Origin of the sequence: Aquisalimonas sp., from assembly GCF_007120195.1 — a bacterium.
Classification (GTDB): Bacteria; Pseudomonadota; Gammaproteobacteria; order Nitrococcales; family Aquisalimonadaceae; genus Aquisalimonas.
Map to the genome: position 1 here is coordinate 1 of NZ_SKOG01000044.1, position 14,284 is coordinate 14,284.

A 14,284-nucleotide genomic window follows, 5' to 3' on the forward strand; every position below is an offset into this window, starting at 1 on the left:
GCTATCTCCATGGTCGTGTGCGCGCTGGCGATGTGCTGGCCCGCATGGGTGGCGACGAGTTCGCCCTGCTCGCCAGTGACATTGATGAGGACTCGGCCCTGGCCCTGGCCAAGGACATTGTTAAGGATCTTAATCAGCGCCCGTTCACACTCTCCGGTGAGCATTATCGGGTGGGTGCGAGCGCCGGTGTGGCGATGGTTGATCAGCGCAGCGTGTCCGCCTATGAAGCGATGCGCGAAGCCGATATCGCCTGTTATGTCTCCAAGCACGCGGGCAGAGGCCGGGCACATCTTTTTTCCAGGGGTGATCGTGCCGCTACCAGAACAGTCAGCGAGATGAAGCTGTTTCGCGATATCCGCGATGCCATGACGGAGCAACGCCTGCGGATCGTCTACCAGCCCATAGTGGCAGTGGCGGACGGGCGGGTCAGCCACTACGAAGTCCTGCTGCGCATGGCCCGACGTGACGGCACCCTCGAATCGACGTCCGAGGTCATTACAGCGGCCGAGCGGTACGGAGTAATCGGGGAGCTGGATCGCTGGGTCATCGACGCGGCGATTGCCGAGCTCGCGGCCGAGCATCGCCACGGTCGTGCGATACGGCTCACCATCAATCTGTCCGGCATATCCATGGGTGACCCCAGCCTGCAGGGCTTCATCATCAACGCGCTGGCACAGCATCAGGTCTCCGGTGAACGTATTGTCTTCGAAGTGACGGAAACCGCGGCCATCTCGGGCATGGAGCGGGCCTACGAGTTCATGCGGGAACTGAGAACTTACGGCTGCCAATTCGCACTTGACGATTTCGGCACCGGGTTCAGCTCGTATACACACCTGAAATACCTGCCGCTGACGTACCTGAAGATTGACGGCAGCTTCATCCGCGGCCTGGTGAGGGATCCCGTGGACCAGGCCATGGTCCGCTCCATGACGGCCATCGCTTTTTCCATGGGCGTCGCCACCGTGGCCGAGTACGTTGAAAACCAGGAGATACTTGACTCTCTCCCAGGCCTCGGCGTGCGACTGGCGCAAGGTTTCCACATTTCCCGGCCTCTCGATTCCCCACGCTTCGTCGGCCAGGGCCGTTGGACTATTGCACCAAACGGGAAAATGGGGGCGACGTAGGCAAATCTCGCTGATGCTGGTGATGGGCGTGAGGCCGCGCAGCCGTTCCTGATGGACCGCCCTGACTGACTGGTAGCGTGCCAGGCTGTCAGCGTAACTGGCTGTCCTTGCTTCCACGCCGGTTGTAGTGGGCCGCGCCGCGGTTGTCTGCGTCCCGCTCGCTCTGGCAAGCGACACACAGGCGCACGCCCTGGATGGCCCGGCGCCTCGCCTCCGGGATGCCATCCCCGCACTCGTCGCAATGGCTGCGGCTCTCGCCGCTGGGCAGCTGACTGCGGGCGCGTTCCACGGCCTCTGCCACGGAACTCTCGATCTGCTCGTGTACGGCGTTGTCGCCAGCCCAGCCGTTGGCCATAGCGTCAGCCTCCCCGCAGTGATCCCACCCTCAAGTGTACTCGCCTATGACTGCTTGCCGCGAAAGGAGCGGTAGATGGCGCCGGCAGTGCAGGCCGGCCGCACGCGCGATTAGCCGCATGGGGGGCCACCGAGGCCGCGGGCCCCGGAACTGGCGGGCAGCCGCGGCGGCCATCGACTGCCGTTGTATCCTCCGGCGAGGCCTCGGTACGATGCGCGCACGGAGTTCTGGTGGGAGCTGTCGTTAACCGCTCCCGTGATCGAATGGTTTGTCGTTGGTCCAGTCATAACTTCCCTGATCGCGTTCCTTAACCGCCTGCTTCCACCCGACCTCCTCAGCTCGGTGCTTGAAGTTGATGCCCTCCGGCGAATGCCGGGTCATACCATCAAATACCGTGGCTATCATCTGGGTGGTTTCCAGGCCCATGTTGTCATAGGCTTGGTTGATCAACAGCTTCTGCATCATCAACTGGTTGATGGGGACGGTGGCCATGCGCTCGGCCAGTGCGTCCGCCTCCGCATCCAGCCTAGCGGATGGCACAGCACGGTAAACAAGCCCCAGACGCTCCGCTTCCGTACCGGTGATGCGGTCCCCGGTCAGCAGCATGCGCTTGGCACGTTCGGCGCCCAGGCGGTACACCCACATTGCGGTGGTGGGGCAGCCCCACACGCGGGTGGGCATGTACCCGATCTCGGCGGTCTCCTCCATGAGGATGATGTCCGAGCACAGGGCGATATCGGAGCCGCCGGCGACGGCGTAGCCCTGGATTTTGCAGACTACCGGCCGGTAGGAGCGCCACAGGCTCATGAATAGTTCGGTGTTGCCCTTCATGAAGGCGTAGTCCTGCATCGGGTCCCAAGGCATCTCCTGGGTGACATTGTTGGTGCCGTTGGCCTCGGCGTAATAGGTGAGATCGTAGCCGGCGCAGAACGCACGACCGGCCCCACCGAGCATGATGACGTGGACACCCCGATCGGCGTTGGCGCGCGCGACGGCATCGGCCAGCGCGCGTGGCAGTTCATCGTCGATGGCGTTGAGGACGTGCGGACGGTTCAGGGTGATTCGAGCGATGCGGCCGTCCTTTTCGTACAGGACCTTCGGCATGGGCTTTGCCTCCTGAGGTAGTGTTGGACAGGCCGCAGTTCGACGGTCCGTCAGGGTTTACTGGGTTCTGTTCTTCCGTCGTGGCGCCCGAATGGGCGGGCGTTCGTATATCCCAGTGTAAATAGCACGCCCGCGCCGCGGGTGCCGACGGCAAACCTGTGGCATACAGGCAGGTATCTGCCAGAATGCTCAAGCATAACGCTCGTGGCCGGGCGGAGGGCACTTGTGACAGCATGTCGGCAACATCGGCGAATCACGTATACAACGTGATGGCGAGCTGCGGGATACTGTCGTCGTGGCCGAGTCCACGATGACGGCGCGGCCGGGCCCGCACCGCCGGAACAGCATCACCAGCGCCACGCTGACGTGCAGGTGATCGCCGCGGGCGAAAAGTTGAGTCGGAAGGCGCAGGCCGCTACCGAAGTGCCGCCTCGTCGGCCCGGGGTGGCGGGGTTGCAGGTTCGAATCTCATGCAGCCGACAGTCCCAGGACCTGTCGAAGCAAAGACCACGGGCCGCATTAGGCGGCCGGGAGCTGAAACGATGGCATTCACAGACCTCTACTACGACGGCTTTGGGGAACGCTGGCTCCATGCATTGGAGACAGTGGCGGCCGAGTCGGGCATTGACTCGCTGCTGATCATGCGTTCCACGCCAACGCACATGATCGCAGTGGTGAGCGCGGGCCCCAGGCGCGACACCTATACCCCCGGCGACGCCGGACCAAAGAGCGTCAACCCTGGCTATCACAAGCTCTATTGCGAACAGGTGGTTAACGATGCGGCGCCGTTGCATGTGCCAGACGCCGCGGCGGACCCCGAGTGGGAGGGCAACGAAGACCTGGTGCAGTTCGGCCTTGGTACGTACCTGGGTTACCCCATCAAAGGACCGGGTGGCGATGTCCTGGGCACGATTTGCGTACTGCACAGCGAGCCCATCGACTTCGATGCCGGGCTGCTGAGCCTGCGCCAGCGCCTGGATCAACTGCGCATCGAGATCGAGAACGACCTGGAGCGCGTGGCCGCGTAGCCCCTCCGGGGCGCGCCGTCCATTGCTGGATTCGGCCGGCTACGGGCTCATTTCGGCTTCTGTCATGGTCTATACTGCGCGCGTGGCGGCTCCCGCGTTTACATCCAGCGAGAAGGACAGGCATCGTGGAATCGGGGCTGAACGGTAAAAGAGCGGTCGTAACCGGTGGTAGCAAAGGCATCGGCCGCGCTATTGCGCTGGGACTGGCAGCCGAAGGAGTGGACGTGGCCATCTGCGCCCGGAGCGAAGAGGCGTTGCGTGCCACCGAGACAGACATCGCCCACCTGGGCGTCAAGGCCTATGGTGCGATCTGCGATGTCGGCGACACCACCGCGCTCGACGGTTTCCTGGAGGATGCCCGCAGCACGCTGGGGGGCGTGGACATCCTGGTGAACAATGTGTCCGCCCTGGGCGGTGCCCGCAATGACCTGGATGCCTGGGAGGGGAACATTCGGCTGGATCTGATGGCCTCGGTGCGGGCAACCACCAAGGTGAGCCCCTGGATGCAGGAGGCCGGCGGCGGCAACATCCTCTTCATTTCGTCCATTGCCGCCCTTCGGGCAGGAGCGGCCGCCCCTTATTCCGCGGTCAAGGCGGCGCTGATCAGCTATTCCAAGAACTTGTCCATTTCGCTGGCCAAGGATCACATTCGTGTCAATACCATCGCCCCCGGTTCAGTGGAATTCCCGGGTGGCGTCTGGGACAAGGCGCGCAAGAACAACCCGGAACGCTACCAGTCCACTTTGAATACCATCCCCTGGGGCCGCATGGGTCGCCCGGAGGAAATCGCCGACGTCGCCGTGTTCCTGGCCTCAGAGCGGGCCAGCTGGGTCACAGGGGCCTGCCTGTCGGTCGACGGTGGCCAGCACAAGGGGAACCTGTAGCCCGCAGGCGCAGCTCAGTCTCACTGCGTCCAGCCGGATGGGCCGCTCCCTGCCAATGTATACGCCCCGCTGAGCGACCCATACCAGAGCCCGGCGGGCGCTTACGCGCTCTTGGCACTCTTTCTTGCGGGCTGTTCTGAATTCGAGTCTGCCGTATCGGTTTCCTGCTGCGCCTTAGCCTGAGCGCCAGTGTATGCGCCGATCAGTTCTTGCCAGGCGGCAAAAGGGTTGGCGCTAAAGTTGACGTCGCCAGTGGGGATCATGGGTTGGGCGCGATGGAGCTGGTCGAAGGCGGCATCCCACAACTGTGCCCGTGCCTTGATACCGTCACTCATCATGTCGCAGAGTAAGCGATTGAATGCGGGAAATACGCTGAGCCCATCGCCACTCTGCCTCGCCTCACTGGTCTGATCGAGTGCGGCAACCATCTGGGACTCCAGCTCAAGCGTTTCGTGAGTCAACCTCTCCATGGCCGAGCAAGCTGCCTCATAGCGTTCCCGCGGCGACATCTGTCCGTCGGTGAGATTCCGTGGGGTCGCTGCGTAGGCATTAAGGAACGCCTCGTTGAAGGCGAGCAGCTGCTTCATGAAGGACTCGTTTGCGGGGGTACTTTGCATCGTCATCGGAATTCTCCGTGTTGGCGAACGGCGTTCACCCATGTGCCTGAGGGATGGGAAACCGTCTCGCTTGTATGTGTCTGAGCACTGCCAATTTACGCACGTCTTGGGCAGAAGGAGGTTGACTTGCGTCAACGGATCATGACGCGCTTGGAGTCCCCGCGGGATTACAGGGTTGAGTTCAGCGTGCGGACAACGGGTCGCGACATGACGCGCGGCCCGGCTGGAGGCCGCGACTGCCTCAGCAAACCGCCAAGGCCGCGCGTGTGTGTACCATGGCGCGGACTGTTCGACGATAGAAACTTGGCCTCGGGATGCGAATCAGTCGTTGCCGGCTGACTGGTCGCCGCGTTCTTCCAATAGACGGAGGCGGTCGAGGACAACCGTTCCCGTCTGGCTCGTGAAGGTGAGCGTCGCGTCCCGGCTTTGCTGCTGGGAGATGCCGGTGACACGGTGGTCGCCGGTGTCGTAGACGCGAACGAGACCGCGGAAGCGAATCACCACCCGACGCTGCTCAGGGAAGATGGCGTAGGCAAGCTCGTTCTGGGCTCCCGTGGCACTCGGCGTCCCTAGCGACTCCGGCCACCAGCGTTCGTACGCAGCCCAGTTCCACGGCGCGGTCGAGAACGAAGCCCCCTGACCTTCACTCGACGACGTTGCGTCTGACCGAGACGTGGACCTTGACTGTCGCTGCCCTTGACGTGAGCCGGAAGCAGGCGCGGCAGGCTCGGTTGACTGCTCGACGATCAAATCGGAGATTTCCGTGCACAGCCCGTCGACGCGCGCCCTCAGGGCGTTGTTGAACATGTCACCGATCATCGTCATGCCCCCGCGCATCCATTGAACGCCACCACCGAACTCCGGGTGATAGAACTGGGCCATGCGACCGCCGCCTTCCGAGAGCGCGTGGAACGCGGCCAACGCCGCATCCTCGCTGACCTCGTAACGCTTGGCCAGCCTGGCGAGCCTACGGCGGATTGTCGGTGTGAGCTTGGGCATCGCCTCGATTATAACAACCCGCCGGCCGGGACGCCCTGATCGGCAGCTTGCGGCTCGCCTCGCGCGCGCCCGGTAACAATTCCTCGTCGCAGCCCACGAGGACGCCCAATCCCCGCTTCAGCACTCGGCGACTCTGACGCCCATTCTGGGATAGCTCACGGCACTTTCTGCGGCAGTTTACGGCGTCGGTCGGGTAGGCCACTATCTTGGTGGCTGTCGTTGTCCCGCTTCACCGACGTACCGTCCACGCCCGACGCCAGGAGCATCCCCATGCGCTTTAAGACCGTCCAGGAAATCCTCGACTGGGCCGCCCAGTTCCACGGCCGACTCGCAGATCTGTTCAACGCCGCATCTGCCGTACACCAGCGCCAGCGCGTCGGGCTGCTGCTGGAGTACATCGCCGACGAGGAGAGCCGCTTGCGCAATAGCCTGAAGAGCTATGAAGTCGAAGGCGCTGACCGCCTACTCGCCACCTGGTTCGACAAGGCCCCTGACATCCAACTGCCGGAAATCCCGGAAAACCTCAGCGCCCTGCTCGAATCCGGTAAGACCGACACGATCCTAGAGTACGTGGTCACCCTCCGCGACCAGATGATCGACGTCTACATCAACCTGCGCGAGCAGGCCAACAACGACAGTATCCGTGCCGTGTTCGACAGTCTCGCCCAGATGGAACACAACGAGAAGTTGACCCTGGTTCGTGACGCCCGGCATTTCGAGGATGTTTGAAAGACGGTTCGTCGAGAGACGCTGGGTGTCTATCAATTGCCCTTGGTTGGGCGGATTGGGGCGTTGTCATTGAGGTTGAAGCCGAGTCGAGGCGCAGATTCATGGCTGCCACTTGGCGCGGATACCAGCAATCCGATGGCTTCAGCGGAGGAAGGTAGAGTTTATACTGCCTATAATCGGGAGGCGCTGGGATGAGTATGACATCGAAGGGGCTGATTCCCGCCGCATTCGTCGTTCTCTGTTTGCCAGTCACCGCACCGGCGGCATGGTTCGGGGATCTGGAGCTGGCCATTGCCCACGACGACAACATGAATCGTGCCGCCCGCGCCGCCGATGAGCGCAGCGACACGTTCGCGGACGTGGAACTGGTCGGGGCTCGGCCGTTCGACCTGCGCGAGTGGGGCACACTGGACGCGGGTGTCGTCCTCTCCGGTCGGGGGCACGACCGATTTCACGAGCTCAATCGCGCCAGTGTCGGTTTAACGCTTGATTTTCATCGTCGCCTGGGCCTTGGGCCGCAGGCTCCCTGGGTGGGTGCCCACGGCGAATTCCATTATGACCGGGTCAAGGACGACCTGCGCAAGGCCCGGCGCCAAGTCGTGGGCGTCAGCGCAGGGCGCGGTTTCGGCGACGCCTTGCAGGTCTCGGGTGGTGTCACTTACACCCGGCAGTCTCCCCGCAACGTGACGCGTGAGGAGGGCAATGCGCCGCAACGGGTGTTCCGGCTGAAAACGCTCACCCTGAGCGTCGATGTGGACTACCTGCTGGCCAATGACTGGCTCTTGCTGGCCGGCTTCGATATTCAGGACGGCGATATCAACGCCAGCACCACCGACCCCGACCTGTTTGACTCCGAACCACCCCCATGGCTGCAAGATCCGGTATTCGGCCGGGATTTCCGGACGTATCGCCTTGATGCGACGGTGTTCGGGCTGCATGCTGGTCTGTCTGTGCCCCTGAGTCCCCGCTCCTCGCTCAACGTTCAGGCGCGATATACGGAGGTGGATGCGCAGAACGACATCAGCTACGGAGCGACACGATGGCGACTGAGCTACCTTCGGGAGTTATGAGAACGGCGTTCGTCCTGTTTTGGGGGTTGGTTCTGGCGGTCACTGGCGTGACGGTGCAGGCGGCCGGGTTGCAGGTTCAGGTGCGAGATGGCGACGGTCAGGCGGTTGAGAACGCGGCCATCGTGGTGCGCGCCCTGGATGAGACACCCGAGCCTCCGTCGGGGCAGAAGGAGATCGTCGATCAGGTCGATCGCGAGTTCGTGCCTCCCGCCATCGTGGTGCCGGTGAGTACGCGCATCCTGTTTCCCAACAATGACGACATTCGCCACCATGTGTACTCCTTCTCGGAGGCCAAGTCATTCGAGTTGCCGCTCTATACCGGCATGCCGGCGCGCCCCATCGAGTTCCCGAATCCCGGCATCGTCACCATCGCCTGCAACATCCACGACTGGATGAGTGCGCATATCTATGTGGTGGACTCTCCTTGGCACGGGTTGACGGACGGCGACGGTGCCTGGCGCGCATCCGACCTGCCCGCCGGGCAGTACAGCGTGGAAGTCTGGCACCACGGGCTGCCCGAGGAGCAGCAAAGGGTGGGCGAGATCGACCTCGAGGCCGATGCCAGCGTGGAACTGGAGGCGACGGTCGAATTGGCCGCCGGGCCCTCCCCACGGCGCGCCCCGAGGCCCGGTCGACGCGGGTATCGTTGACGCTGACATGTTTCGATTCCGCCGATTCCAGACCCGTCTGCTGGTGCTCTTTCTGGCCCTGTTCACGCTCTCTCAGGCCGTTGCGCTCGGGCTGACGAACTGGGCCGGGCGGGCCGCCGCACAGGATGAGATCCACGGTGCCCTCGAGGTGGCCGCCGGTGTGTTCGGCAATCTGCTGGATGAGCGCGAGGCGCGGCTGCTGCAGGCGGCCGTGCTTCTGGCCGATGATTTCGCCTTCAAGTCCGCCTATGCCACGCGGGATGCGCCGACCATCGAATCCATGCTGCGCAACCACGGCGACAGGATTGGTGCGGACGTCATGTACCTGCTCTCGCTGGAGCACGAAGTGATTGCCAGCACGCGCGAGGAAGAAGGCGAGGGCCATGACTTCGGCCATGCGGAGTTGCTGGAGGCGGCCGGCGATGACCCGTATGGCGAGGCCACGGCGATTGTCCTGGTGGACGACCGTCCCTTCCAGTTGGTGGTGGTGCCGCTTCTGGTCCCGCGCCACGAGGCTTGGGTGGTTATCGGTTTCGAACTGGACGCGGACTTCGTGGCCAGTTTCCGTGATCTCACCCTCTCGGAGATCAGTCTCCTGGCGGAAACGGGGGAGCAGTGGCGCGTGCTCGCCACCACCCTCCCGGCCGATACGCGGGGAAGCCTTCCGGGCGTTCTCGCCCGTACCGGCTGGCAGGACGATGCGGCATTCAACATGGAGCTGGACGACGAGACCCATGTCTCCGTGTTCCGGACCCTTGGGGTGGATGATGACATCCGCCTGGCTGTCGGCATGCAGCGCTCCCTGGACGCCGCCATGGCCCCTTATCAGCGCCTGCAGCAGGTATTGCTCGGACTGCTGGTCGCCGGCCTCATGCTGACGGCCCTTGGCGCCGCCTGGGTGGCGCGCAAGGTGAGCGAGCCGGTGCGAAAGCTGCGCGCAGGGGCGGAGCGCATCGAGCAGGGCGAATACCAAACCCGGGTCCGGATCACCCAGCGCGACGAGCTCGGTGCCCTGGGCAAGGCCTTCAACCGCATGGCGCAAGGCCTGGAGGAGCGTGACCGGGTGCGGGGACTCCTGGGTAAAGTGGTGTCACCGGCCATCGCCGACGAGCTGCTGAGCCGGGACATCGAGCTCGGCGGCGAGGAGCGGGAGGCCAGCATCCTGTTCTCCGACATCGTCGGTTTCACCTCCCTCGCCGAGACCCTGCCGCCGGCCGAGCTGCTCGACCTGCTGAACGGTTATCTGACGGGGATCAGTGCAGATATCGAATCCGAAGGCGGTGTGATCGACAAGTACATCGGAGATGCCGTCATGGCCCTCTTCGGTGCGCCGCTGGCGAAGCCCGACCATGCTGAACGGGCAGTGCGAGCGGCCATGGCCATGGCGGATAGCGTCAGGGCCATGAACCGTGAAGCCGCGGATCGCGCGTCCACCCTCAGCCTCGGGGTGGGCATCAATTCCGGCACCGTGGTTGCCGGCAACATGGGATCGCGCACCCGCCTCAATTACACTGTGGTGGGCGACGCCGTGAACCTGGCCTCGCGCCTGGAGGGGCTGACTCGACATTACCGCGTCGGCATTCTCGCCAGCGCGGCGACCGTGGAGCAATGCCCCGGGCTGGTGTTTCGCGAAATCGATCGCGTGCAGGTCAAGGGACGCCAGGCTGCGGTCAGTATTCATGAACCTGTGGGCCGGAAGGCGCATCTGGATGACGCCATGCGCGAGCGCCTCGCCCTGTTCTCCAGGGCCCTGGACGCCTACCGGCAACAGTCCTGGGACGAGGCCGAAGCCGCCTTCCGGGCCGTCGCGCAATACGAGCCCAGCGGGCCCTCGGCGCTTTACCTATCCCGCATCGAGACGTTCAGACGCAACCCGCCGCCACCCGGCTGGGACGGCATCTACCGGGCGACGGAGAAATAGCGGACTGCATGGTGACTGACGAGCTGGCCGAGAAATTGGCGGCGGCCGCGCCGCTCGAGGGAGTGCGCCCGGAAACCGCGCGGGCGGTGGCCGAGCACGCGCGGGAGCGGCGGCTGCAGCCCGGGGAGACGTTGCTCCGGCAGGGCGAGGCGGCTGGAGATGTCTACGTCGTAGTCGATGGGCGGCTGCGGGTGGTTCTCGACGAGGGCACTGGTTCGCCCTGTGCGTTCGCGCTGGTGGAGGCCGGCGCGGTACTGGGGGAGATCGCCAGTCTGACCGGCGGGACGCGAGAGACCACTGTCGTCGCGGACACACCGGCCACGGTGATCGAAATCTCCGCCGCCGGCTTCGAACTGCTGATCAAGAGTGAAGCCGAGGTCGCCCGTCGCTTGACCGAGCTGGCAACAGTCAGGCTCCGCCAGGCGCAGCTCGCGCGCCAGGTCGCGACACTCTTCCCCGAAGTGGACGAGTCGGTGCGCTGGGCGCTCATGGCCGGTGTCAAATGGGTCCGTCTCAAGGCCGGCGACACGCTGGTGGAACGGGGCGACCCGGCGGATGCGGCCTACATTGTCGTGTCCGGACGGCTGCGAGCGACCCTCGGCGCGGGGGCGGACGACATTCTTGCGGACGTCGGGCCTGGCGAACTCGTCGGCGAGATGGCCCTGGTCGAGGGCGGGGTGCGCACCGCCACGCTCGTGGCAGCCCGCGACAGCCACCTGGCGCAACTCGGGCGGGACGATTTCCTGGCGACCCTGCGGGGCCGTCCCGAATCCCTGCTGAGAATCGCCCGTGATGCCCTGCGGCGCGCGAGCGATGCCCGCGGAACGCACGGCGGCGACCGGCGTACCATCGTCCTCCTGGCTGCGCACCCCTGCGTGGATTTGTCAGCGTTTGCGCAGGGGCTTGTCGCGCCACTGGAGCGGGGGGGCGCGACCCGACTGTTGAGACGTCAGGACGCCGACGACGCGCTCGGGACCCGCACGCTCGCCCAGGGCGGCCCGGATGGCCCCGGCGCCGCCCGTGTCACGCAATGGCTACAGGAACAGGAGGAGCGCCACGAAACGTTGCTTCTGCAGACCGACACCGACTGGAGCCCCTGGAACGACCTCGTGCTGCGTCACGCCGACCACATGGCGCTGATCGTCGATGCCGACGTTGAACCCACTCTGACCCCGGCCGAACAACGCCTTGGTGAAGCGCTCCGAGCCAGGATGGCCTCCGGGAGTCCGGCCCGGATCCGCAAGAGCCTCATCCTGCTTCATCCGGGCGAGGGCGTGCGCGCAATCGAGTCCCCGCGTGGCACGTCACAGTGGCTCGCCTCCCGGGACGTGGACGCCTGCCACCACGTTCGATGGGGTCACCCCGGGGACTTCGCACGACTTGCACGGATCATTGCCGAACGCCCCGTGGGTCTCGTGCTGAGCGGAGGCGGCGCACGCGGCTATGCCCACCTCGGCGTGATGCGCGCCCTGGAGGAGGCCGGCGTGCCGGTCGATATCGTGGCCGGGACGAGTATCGGCGCTGTCATGGCGGCGTTTGCCGCCTTTGACGTCGGTTGCGATGAGCGGGAGGCGCGGGCGAAGTCGACGCTGCGGGACACGCTGGACTGGACGTTGCCGCTGGCAGCCCTCGTGAAAGGGGGGCAGATGGCGGCCCTGGCCGAGCGGGAGACGGGGGGACGGGACATCGAGGACTTGTGGCTGCCCTGGTTCGCCGTGTCCACCAACCTGACCCGTTCGCAGGTGAGCGTGCATCGGCGTGGCTCGATCACCCGGGCGCTGCGCGCAAGTGTCGCCATCCCGGGGATTGTCCCGCCGGTGGTGTACGGGGACGAGCTCCACGTGGACGGCGGCGTGTTGGATAATCTGCCGGTCGAGCCCATGCGGCGCATCAACCCGCGCGGCCTGGTGATCGCAGCAGACGTTGCGCTCAATGCCGGGCCTCACGCCAGGGAGGACTTCGGCCTGTCGGTCTCCGGCTGGCGACTGCTGGCGGATCGGCTGTTGCCCGGCCGCCAGGGGCCTTACGTGCCGGGTATTACGACCACACTGATGCAGTCGATGATCGCCGGCTCGAGTCGGGCGCGCGACCGCGTGATCGCCGACGGCCTCGCCGACCTCTACCTCGATCTCGACCTGCCGCGCTGCGGGATGCTTGAGTTCGGGGCTCCGGACCGGATTATCGCGGTGGGTTACGACTCCGCCGCGCCCCGAGTGCGGGACTGGGCAGACGCTTTGCCGGCGCGGGTGCGCGCAAGCTTTTCCTGATCAGCGGATGCACTCTGCGAATAAGTTGATCCCCTCGTTCTCGAAACGGATGTTGGTGCTCGGGCGGCCGAATGCCGAGTGCGCGTAGAGCCGGTTGACGTCGTCCTCGGTGCGGTGGACGAGCTTCCAGTCGAGAACATGGTCCATCAGCCCCCGGGTGGGGTTGCAGGGGTGGATGTTGCCGAGGATGACCCGCCCTCCAGGCCGCAGCATGGAGTGGATCAGGTTCATCAGGCGAACCACCAGATCATCGCCCAGGTAGTCGATCAGGCCGATGCTGTAGACGAGATCCTGGTCCTGGATCTCCGCACGCGCCTTGCCCAGCGCCAGGCGTATCAGGTTCTCGCTGACCAGCGACATCTGGCGCTTCAGACCGTTGGCCTGGGCTGCATCGTCGACGAAGGCAAGCGCTTGCAGATCGATGTCGAGCAGCGTTGCCCGGAGATCGGTCGCATACTCCGGATGAGCGGCGTAGACGTCGAACAGTTCCCGTGCGGGGCCGCAGGCGAGACTGGTGACTTGCGCAGTGGAGCCCTGGCGTGTGCGGACCGTCTCGCCGATTTCCTCCGCCAGCAGATCACGGCGATTGCGAACGGCCCTGGATGCGGTGGTTTCCAGAAAGCAGCGATCGATCAGCCGCCCTACCGCACCGGAGCCCTCGGGCCGGTTGCGATAGATCAGCTCGATGGTCCAGAAGTCACCGGCATAGCCTCGCGGTTTGCTGTAGAAGCGCTCCGCCGTCTCCGCGAGCAGGATGTAGGGCAACAGCTCCTGTTGCATCCGCAGGCCCATCTCCCCCCGGACACGCTCATTGTCGACCTCCTGCGACAGGACTTGATCAAGCAGCGGACAGAACTGCAGGAACTGCTCAACGATCTCTGCGCTCATGGCCTCGGGGACGACGTCACCGTTCTCCGCCGCCGCTTTCTTGGCGGCGAAGGCGGCTCGCTTGAATGCTTGCAGTGGCTCATCCAGTCGCTTCCAGGCGCCGGCTTCCTCGCGGGTGGTCAGGTCGGTGTCTGTCGCGACCCGGGACCGGCGGTTCGCCGCCTTCAGCCGCTCGGCGAGCAAGCGGGCAAAGGCGCGATGCAGGCGTGCCGAGAAATCCGGATCCTGGTCCGCTCTCGCCTGCAGGGCCGAATGCGGAACGGCAAACGTTATGCTGTTTTCCAGCGCACGGACCCGCTCGGTCGGAGGGCCGGCCGCAAGGTAGGACATCTCGCCCGCCAGGTCGCCCGGACCGAGGGTGGCGAGCTGCACGTCGACGTCATCGGTGAAAACTCCAAACAGCCCCTGCACGATCAGATACAGGCTATCGAGCGGTTCGCCAGCTTCGATCAGGGTGTCGCCGTGTGCGACGTCCTGCTCGGCCGCGCTCGCCAGAAGCCACTCCGCGTCCGCGTCCGTGAGCTGCTCGAGCAGCGCAATCCCCTGCTTCATGGTCTCCCCCGCCGTTGTCCAAGGCATCCGCCTGCGGGAATCAATGGTAAGTATGAACCACAGTCGATACTTGTAAGCCTAGGTCATCCGGCCTGG

The 14,284-nt window shown here is 64.8% G+C and carries 13 protein-coding genes; 8 read left to right on the top strand and 5 right to left on the bottom strand.

Going from position 1 to position 14,284, the window contains the following annotated elements:
• Nucleotides 1-1,124: EAL domain-containing protein (locus QZT63_RS03645; RefSeq protein WP_290648679.1), on the top strand; the 1,124-nt coding region annotated here is incomplete at its 5' end.
• Nucleotides 1,125-1,212: 88 nt separating this feature from the next.
• Here the strand turns inward: QZT63_RS03645 and QZT63_RS03650 are convergent.
• Both QZT63_RS03650 and QZT63_RS03655 read right to left on the bottom strand, forming a co-directional pair.
• Nucleotides 1,213-1,479 (bottom strand): DksA/TraR family C4-type zinc finger protein, encoded by a 267-nt coding sequence (locus tag QZT63_RS03650; protein ID WP_290648681.1) that lies wholly within the window; start codon nucleotides 1,477-1,479, stop codon nucleotides 1,213-1,215.
• 243 nt (nucleotides 1,480-1,722) lie between these two features.
• Nucleotides 1,723-2,637, bottom strand: a complete 915-nt coding sequence (locus QZT63_RS03655; RefSeq protein WP_290648721.1) for a crotonase/enoyl-CoA hydratase family protein — start codon at nucleotides 2,635-2,637, stop codon at nucleotides 1,723-1,725.
• A gap of 488 nt (nucleotides 2,638-3,125) precedes the next feature.
• On the opposite strand from QZT63_RS03655, the gene QZT63_RS03660 reads away from it, so the two are divergent.
• A complete protein-coding gene (locus tag QZT63_RS03660) occupies nucleotides 3,126-3,611 on the top strand; it encodes a GAF domain-containing protein (protein ID WP_290648683.1) in 486 nt (161 codons plus the stop codon).
• A 125-nt stretch (nucleotides 3,612-3,736) separates the two neighbouring features.
• Entirely contained in the window at nucleotides 3,737-4,495 is a 759-nt protein-coding gene (locus QZT63_RS03665; protein ID WP_290648685.1) for an SDR family oxidoreductase, read from the top strand.
• Nucleotides 4,496-4,596: 101 nt separating this feature from the next.
• Here the strand turns inward: QZT63_RS03665 and QZT63_RS03670 are convergent, their stop codons facing one another.
• Nucleotides 4,597-5,082, bottom strand: a complete 486-nt coding sequence (locus QZT63_RS03670) for a hypothetical protein (RefSeq protein ID WP_290648687.1) — start codon at nucleotides 5,080-5,082, stop codon at nucleotides 4,597-4,599.
• A 351-nt stretch (nucleotides 5,083-5,433) separates the two neighbouring features.
• Entirely contained in the window at nucleotides 5,434-6,111 is a 678-nt protein-coding gene (locus QZT63_RS03675) for an SHOCT domain-containing protein (protein WP_290648688.1), read from the bottom strand.
• 270 nt (nucleotides 6,112-6,381) lie between these two features.
• Here QZT63_RS03675 and QZT63_RS03680 point away from each other — a divergent pair, with 270 nt between their 5' ends.
• From QZT63_RS03680 to QZT63_RS03700, 5 genes are all read left to right on the top strand, one after another.
• Entirely contained in the window at nucleotides 6,382-6,840 is a 459-nt protein-coding gene (locus QZT63_RS03680; RefSeq protein WP_290648690.1) for a hypothetical protein, read from the top strand.
• 191 nt (nucleotides 6,841-7,031) lie between these two features.
• Complete coding sequence (locus tag QZT63_RS03685; RefSeq protein ID WP_290648692.1) at nucleotides 7,032-7,910, top strand: outer membrane beta-barrel protein; 879 nt, start codon at nucleotides 7,032-7,034, stop codon at nucleotides 7,908-7,910.
• Entirely contained in the window at nucleotides 7,907-8,560 is a 654-nt protein-coding gene (locus QZT63_RS03690; RefSeq protein ID WP_290648694.1) for a methylamine utilization protein, read from the top strand. The genes QZT63_RS03685 and QZT63_RS03690 overlap by 4 nt, the downstream gene beginning before the upstream one ends.
• A gap of 7 nt (nucleotides 8,561-8,567) precedes the next feature.
• The gene (locus tag QZT63_RS03695; protein WP_290648696.1) at nucleotides 8,568-10,481 is read left to right on the top strand and encodes an adenylate/guanylate cyclase domain-containing protein; all 1,914 of its coding nucleotides are present in this window, start codon (nucleotides 8,568-8,570) and stop codon (nucleotides 10,479-10,481) included.
• Between the two features lie 8 nt (nucleotides 10,482-10,489).
• Nucleotides 10,490-12,748: a cyclic nucleotide-binding domain-containing protein gene (locus tag QZT63_RS03700; protein WP_290648697.1), complete on the top strand. Its 2,259-nt coding sequence runs from the start codon at nucleotides 10,490-10,492 to the stop codon at nucleotides 12,746-12,748.
• Here QZT63_RS03700 and QZT63_RS03705 read toward each other — a convergent pair whose 3' ends face one another.
• Complete coding sequence (locus tag QZT63_RS03705; protein ID WP_290648699.1) at nucleotides 12,749-14,188, bottom strand: cyclic nucleotide-binding domain-containing protein; 1,440 nt, start codon at nucleotides 14,186-14,188, stop codon at nucleotides 12,749-12,751.
• Nucleotides 14,189-14,284 lie beyond the last annotated feature (96 nt).